This window comes from Sphingomonas sp. (assembly GCF_035317925.1).
Taxonomy (GTDB): Bacteria; Pseudomonadota; Alphaproteobacteria; order Sphingomonadales; family Sphingomonadaceae; genus Sphingomonas_I.
This window is the reverse complement of sequence record NZ_DATHFV010000102.1, coordinates 1-5,417: the sequence shown is the minus strand read 5'-3', so window position 1 is coordinate 5,417 and position 5,417 is coordinate 1. Positions and strand designations below refer to the sequence as shown.

Annotated in this window: 4 protein-coding genes and 2 pseudogenes; all 6 read right to left on the bottom strand. The window is 66.6% G+C overall.

Annotation, left to right across the window (positions count from 1 at the left end; all coding sequences use genetic code 11):
• Nucleotides 1–400 (bottom strand): annotated as a pseudogene (locus VK533_RS07550) (conjugal transfer protein TrbI); the annotation flags it as partial.
• Nucleotides 397–1,254 carry a P-type conjugative transfer protein TrbG gene (gene trbG, locus VK533_RS07545; RefSeq protein ID WP_324376251.1) on the bottom strand — a complete coding sequence of 286 codons (858 nt, stop codon included), beginning with the start codon at nt 1,252–1,254 and terminating at the stop codon, nt 397–399. The gene trbG and the pseudogene VK533_RS07550, both read right to left, overlap by 4 nt.
• Nucleotides 1,251–2,027, bottom strand: coding sequence for a conjugal transfer protein TrbF (trbF, locus tag VK533_RS07540; protein ID WP_324376250.1), 777 nt, complete (start codon nt 2,025–2,027; stop codon nt 1,251–1,253). Before trbF ends, trbG begins: the two co-directional genes overlap by 4 nt.
• Nucleotide 2,028: 1 nt before the next feature.
• Nucleotides 2,029–3,327 (bottom strand): P-type conjugative transfer protein TrbL, encoded by a 1,299-nt coding sequence (gene trbL / locus VK533_RS07535; protein ID WP_324376249.1) that lies wholly within the window; start codon nt 3,325–3,327, stop codon nt 2,029–2,031.
• 64 nt (nt 3,328–3,391) lie between these two features.
• On the bottom strand, nt 3,392–4,129 hold the full coding sequence (gene trbJ / locus VK533_RS07530) for a P-type conjugative transfer protein TrbJ (protein ID WP_324376248.1): 738 nt from the start codon (nt 4,127–4,129) through the stop codon (nt 3,392–3,394).
• A 14-nt stretch (nt 4,130–4,143) separates the two neighbouring features.
• A pseudogene (locus tag VK533_RS07525) lies at nt 4,144–5,417 on the bottom strand (conjugal transfer protein TrbE); the annotation flags it as partial.

Sequence of the window (5,417 nt, the reverse complement as noted above, 5' to 3'; positions counted from 1 at the left end):
CCCGCTTAATCCGCGCATCCGGTTGCGCGGGAACTGGCGCGCTGGCGTCGGCTTGCGCCGCCAATTGACGCTGCCGGTCGAGAATGGGGCGACCGAGATCGCCGGGAAGCGGTGGCCCGAGCTCGGGGACGCTCGAATAATCGGCTGGAAGCCCCTTCACGGTTTCGGCCGGACCCTTTGCCTCGTGGAATGGGGCTTCTTCGATCGGCGCCGACGCGTGCGGTCGCAGCGAAAGCCAGATCGTCCCGGCCAGCGCGGTCGAACAGATCGCCGCTGACCCAACGATCATCCGACGCTTGAAGCGGATCGGTTGGGCGGGCCTCCCGCGCAGCTCGAACTGCTCCGGGGCCGCCTTTGGTGCCGGCGAAAGGCCCAGGCTCTCGGGCGCGGTGCTGCTCACGACACATGCCTCGATTTTGCCGCCTGCCGGCTGATCCGCACCACCGTCTTGTCCTTGCCGCCGATGCGCAGCTCGGCCGCGTCGAACAGGCGATCGACCACATAATAGCGGCCGCGCAGGCGATAGTTGACCAATTGGGCGGCGCCGTCCGCTCCGAGCAGGAACAAGGGCGGCGCCTCAGCGGTCGCCAGCGCTGCCGGAAACTCAATGAAGGTCTGCCGACCGTCATCGAAGGCGCGCAGGGGGCGCCAGGTCGGATTGGCACCGCTGATCGCATAGCCGAAATTGAGCTGGTCGATGTTGAAGCCGACCGCGATCGGTTCGGCCTGAGCCTTGTCGGCTTCCGCCGCCTTGAAGGCGAGCAGCGTGTCGGCGGGATAGGTCCACGACAGCGCCGCCATCGCCGTCCCGCGCGTACTGATGAGCGACAGGTGATAGGTCCGACGGTCGGTCGTGATGATGATGTTGGTGCGGAGGTCGGGCGCGAAGGGTTTGACCAGCACATGTGTCCGCTTGGTCTCGCCGCTGCCGCTGGCCGTATCGCCAATCACCCAGCGCGCGGTATCGCCGCTCGCGACTGCGCCGAGCGCCTCGCCCGGCTGAAGCTCGATATCGGTCACGCGTTCCGGCGCGGTGAACACTTGGTAGATGGCGCCATCCGCGAAAGCATAGACTTGGTTCGCGTTGACGAAGGCCGGCGCCGCCGGCGCGACCGTCGCGGCGCGGTTGGCGTGCGCGACCGTGGTCGCCGCCCATGGTTTATGGGGTCGCCATCGGCCGGGTTGGACCGCCAGCGCGGGCGGAACCATAACAAGCGCGAGCGCGCAGACAGGCAGCGAAAACCGGAGGGTCATGACAGGGTCTCCTCGGTGGTCGGGACTTGGGGCAAGGGCGCAGCAACGGCGCCGGACGGGGACGAAGGACTGGCTGGGCCGGGCCGGGCCGCATCCAGCTCCCGGCTCCAGGAAATTCCGTCGACATAGAGACCGAGTGGATTGCGCCTGAGCGTGTCGGCGGTCGCTGGCGGCCTGATCTCGACCGTCACGAACGCGGTCCAGTGCGCGAGCGACGTGCGCACGCCGCGCTCGAAGGTCGATTCCACCCACTTGACCTCGAAGGTCCGATCGGAGGCGCGGACCACGCTGGTCACTTCGACCGAGGCACTATGCTCACCGATATGCGCAAACGGCTCGGCGCGCCGCGCATAGTCGCCGAGGAATTGCGCGCCGCGTTCGGTCACGAAGTCGTAGGCACGCAACCACTGGCGGCGCATCAGCACCGGATCGAGCGACACCGCACGGACATCCTCGACGAAGCGGGCGAGACCCCAGGCGATCTGCGGATCGGTGGCGCGCACCTTGGCGTCGGCGGCGTTGACCGCCCGCGGTTCGCCGAGATGATCGACTTCGACCACATAAGGCACGATCCGGCTTTGCTGCGACTGCCAGACGAGGCCGCCGGCCATCGCACCGGACAGGCCCAGCGTTCCGAACGCGATCAGCCGCCAGTTGCGCGCCTGTACGCGGGCCGAACCAATACGCTCGTCCCATATCTGGCCCGCGCGGTGAAACGGCGTCTCGGCGGGAGGCGTCTGCCCGTACCGCTGGATGCTGCGCCTGAAGATCATCTCAATCCTCCTTCTCGCGGATATCGGGAGCCGCCGATGCGCCACCACGGTCGCCTTCGCGGAGCGTCTGGACCGCGGCCTGCCCATGGTGGCGCGCTTCCTGCCGACGGCGCATCGCGGTCGCCCAGGCCGGCGGTTGCTGCTGAGGCGCGCCGCCGGCGTCATTCGCCGCATGTCCGGCCATCGCATTCCAGGCGGCGTCGCGCCCGCGATTGGCCGCCTCGCGCAGTCCCAGCCCGCTGCCCACGCGGTCGCGCACACTGTTACCGACGGCCTGGGCCACGCCCTTGAGGCCGGCGCTTATGCTTTTGGAGCCGGCCGCACTTTGGCCGAGTTGAAACGCCGCGTTCGCGGCCGACCCCATTGTCGTGCCCGCCCGCACCGCCGAGAGTACGCCCGCGCCGGCGGCCCCTACCGCGCCCGCTGCCGCCATTCCGCCGAGCGCGGTTACGCCGGCTGCACCGACGGCGGTGCCAAGTGCCGCGCCCGCGCCCAATTGCGGCGCGCCCGCGACCAGGCCCGAGGCGATGCCAGGCCCGAAAATGCCGAGGCCGAACAGGGTCAGCGACGCCAGCACGAGGCTCATCGCCTGGGCGATATCGGGCTCCTGCCCCGCCAGGCTGTTCGTAAACTGGCTGAAGAAATTGGAGCCGATGCCTATGATGACGGCAAGCACCATCACCTTGATGCCGGACGAGACGACGTTGCCGAGCACGCGCTCGGCGAGGAACGCGGTACGGTTCCAGAGCGCGAACGGCACGAGCACGAAGCCCGCGAGCGCGGTCAGCTTGAATTCCAGGATCGTGACGAAGACCTGCACGGCCAGAACGAAGAAGGCGAGGATGATAAGCGCCCAGGCGAACAGCAGCACGACGATGGTGAGGAAATTGTCGAAGAAGGTCGTGAAGCCGGCCAGCTTGGAAATCTGATCGAGAAGCGGACGGGCTGCGTCAAAGCCAGTGCCAGCCAGCTTGCCGGGCCGGAGCAAGTCGTCGGCGCTCATCGCGCCACCACTCGCGGTCAGACCCGCCGAGGTGAATGACCGGAAGATAATGTCGGCGAGCGCCGAAAACTGATTGATGATGTAGGCGAATACGCCGACGTAGAGGATCTTGCGGATCAGACGCGACAGGACGTCGCTCTCGCCACCCATCGCCCAGAATAGGCCGGCCAGCGTGATATCGATGCCGATCAAGGTAGCGGTCAAAAACCGGACATCAGAGCCCAGCAGACCAAAGCCGCTGTCGATGTAGCGGATGAAGGTTTGCAGGAATTGATCGATGATCGTTGCGTCGTTCACGTTCATCACCTCGACCGATGATTTTGTCGGCTCAACCTGACCGGGCTGACATCAATCCGGCTGCCTATTGATGAGGGTAGAAGCTCCCCGAACCGAGGAAGCGCTTGGTTGCGTCGCGCGCATCGCTCGTGCTTTGCGCGCGCGCTTGCCGCTCGATTGCCTGCGCCCGGAATTGCGCCGCCATCAGATTCTCGATCTGGAACTGCTGCTTGGAGGCAAGCGCCAGCAACTGGTTCGTCACTTGCGCCGCCTGGAGTCCACCCTCTGAGCCTTGACTGCGCCCCATCAGTGCTGCCAGCGTCGGCGCGTCGTCCTGGACGGCAGTGACGACTTGGCTCTGCACCTGCATGGTCTGGCGGAAAGCGGCGGTGGCGGCGTCGAGCCGGACCTTGGCCTGCACCGCGAGCGCGGCCGAAGTCGTGTTGGTTGGCGTCGATTGCGGAAACAGCCGGTCGAACTGGATGTCGAGGTCGCCAGCCTTGAAGGTGATCCCCTGCCCCTGCCCCATCAATTTATCGATCGCGATGAGCGACTGATTGAGGCGATCTACTTCCGGAAAACCGGCTTGCTTCAGGTTGCGCGCCATGCTGGTCAGCATGGTCGCCTGGTTTTGCAGCGCCTGGATCTGGTTGTTGATCTGCTGCAGCGTGCGCGCCGCGGTCAGCGCATTTTGCGCATAATTGCCGGCATCGAACACGCCGAGTTGCGCTTCGGCCGACGGGCAATGGGGCACGCCGACGACCGCCAGCCCGACGCCGCCGATCGCGACAGAAGCGGCGAGACCGAGGCGATGATCGCGCATAAAGGTTCGTACAGTCACATTCCCTCTCCTTTGCGGTTTGCGGGGCTCTGGAAATCGGCCGTCATCTGCGCGGCCCAGCCGAGGCCGGCAGCGGTCAGGAAGGCTTCGAGGAAGCCGGCACGGCCGCCGGTATCGAGCGCGGCATCGATGGCTTTCTGATCGTCCGCGCCACTACGGCCGCAGAGCGCGAGCGCGATCGGCCCCAGCCCAAGCTCGAACAGCCGGTTCCCCTGCGCCGACTGGAGGTAATAATGCCGCTTGGGGGTCGCCCGCGCGATCAGCATGATCTGCCGCTCGTTAAGCCCGAACTGTTCATAGGCGGCCTGCGACTGCGGCTCGATCGCGCGGTCGTTCGGCAGGAAGATGCGCTGCGGGCAGCTTTCGATGATCGCGGGCGCGATGCTGCTGGCCGAGATGTCGGCGAGGCTCTGGGTGGCGAAGACGACACCGACATTCCGCTTGCGCAGGGTCTTCAGCCAATCGCGGATGCGGCCGGCAAACAGCGGATGATCGAGGAACAGCCAGGCCTCGTCCAACACCAACAGGGTCGGGCGGCCGTCAAACCGCGCTTCGAGCCTGTGGAACAGGAACGACAATACCGGCGCGACCAGGCCCGGGGTCGCCATCAAGGCTTCCATCTCGAAGCATTGGACATCGGCGCCGCACAGCGACTCCTCCGCCGCGTCGAGCAGGGCACCATAAGGTCCCTCAAGCGTGAACGGCTGGAGCGCGGCGCGAAGCGGGTTGGATTGCAGCACCATCGCGAGGCCGGTCAGCGTCCGTTCCTGCGCGGGCGCCGAGGCCAGGCTGGTGAGCGCGGTCCAGATCGAATCCTTGTGATCGGGTGTCAGCGCGATGCCTTCCTGCTCGATCAGCGATCCGATCCATTCGGCCGCCCAGGCGCGCTCGGTTTCGTTCGGAATGTCGCGCAGCGGTTGAAAGGCGAGACCGCATTCCGCCGCCTCGACGCCCAGCAGGTGATGCAGGCCGCCACAGGCGAGCACCGGCGCGCGCGCCGAGCGGCCCTTGTCGAACAGGATGATCTGCGCGCCGGGATAACGGCGGAATTGGAGCGCGATCAGCGCCAGCAGCACCGACTTGCCGGCGCCGGTCGGGCCGACGATCAGGATGTGGCCGACATCGCCGACATGCGCCGCGAACCGGAACGGCGTCACGCCGCCAGTTTCGGTCAGGAGCAAAGGCGGCCCATCCAAATGGCGGTCGCCGGACGGACCGGCCCAGACCGCGGACAGCGGCATCAGATGCGCGAGATTGAGCGTGTGTACCG

Coding starts and splice junctions, on each gene's coding strand:
- trbF (WP_324376250.1), bottom strand. CDS start 2,027: ATGATCTTCAGGCGCAGCATCCAGCGGTACGGGCAGACGCCTCCCGCC.
- trbJ (WP_324376248.1), bottom strand. CDS start 4,129: ATGCGCGATCATCGCCTCGGTCTCGCCGCTTCTGTCGCGATCGGCGGC.
- trbG (WP_324376251.1), bottom strand. CDS start 1,254: ATGACCCTCCGGTTTTCGCTGCCTGTCTGCGCGCTCGCGCTTGTTATG.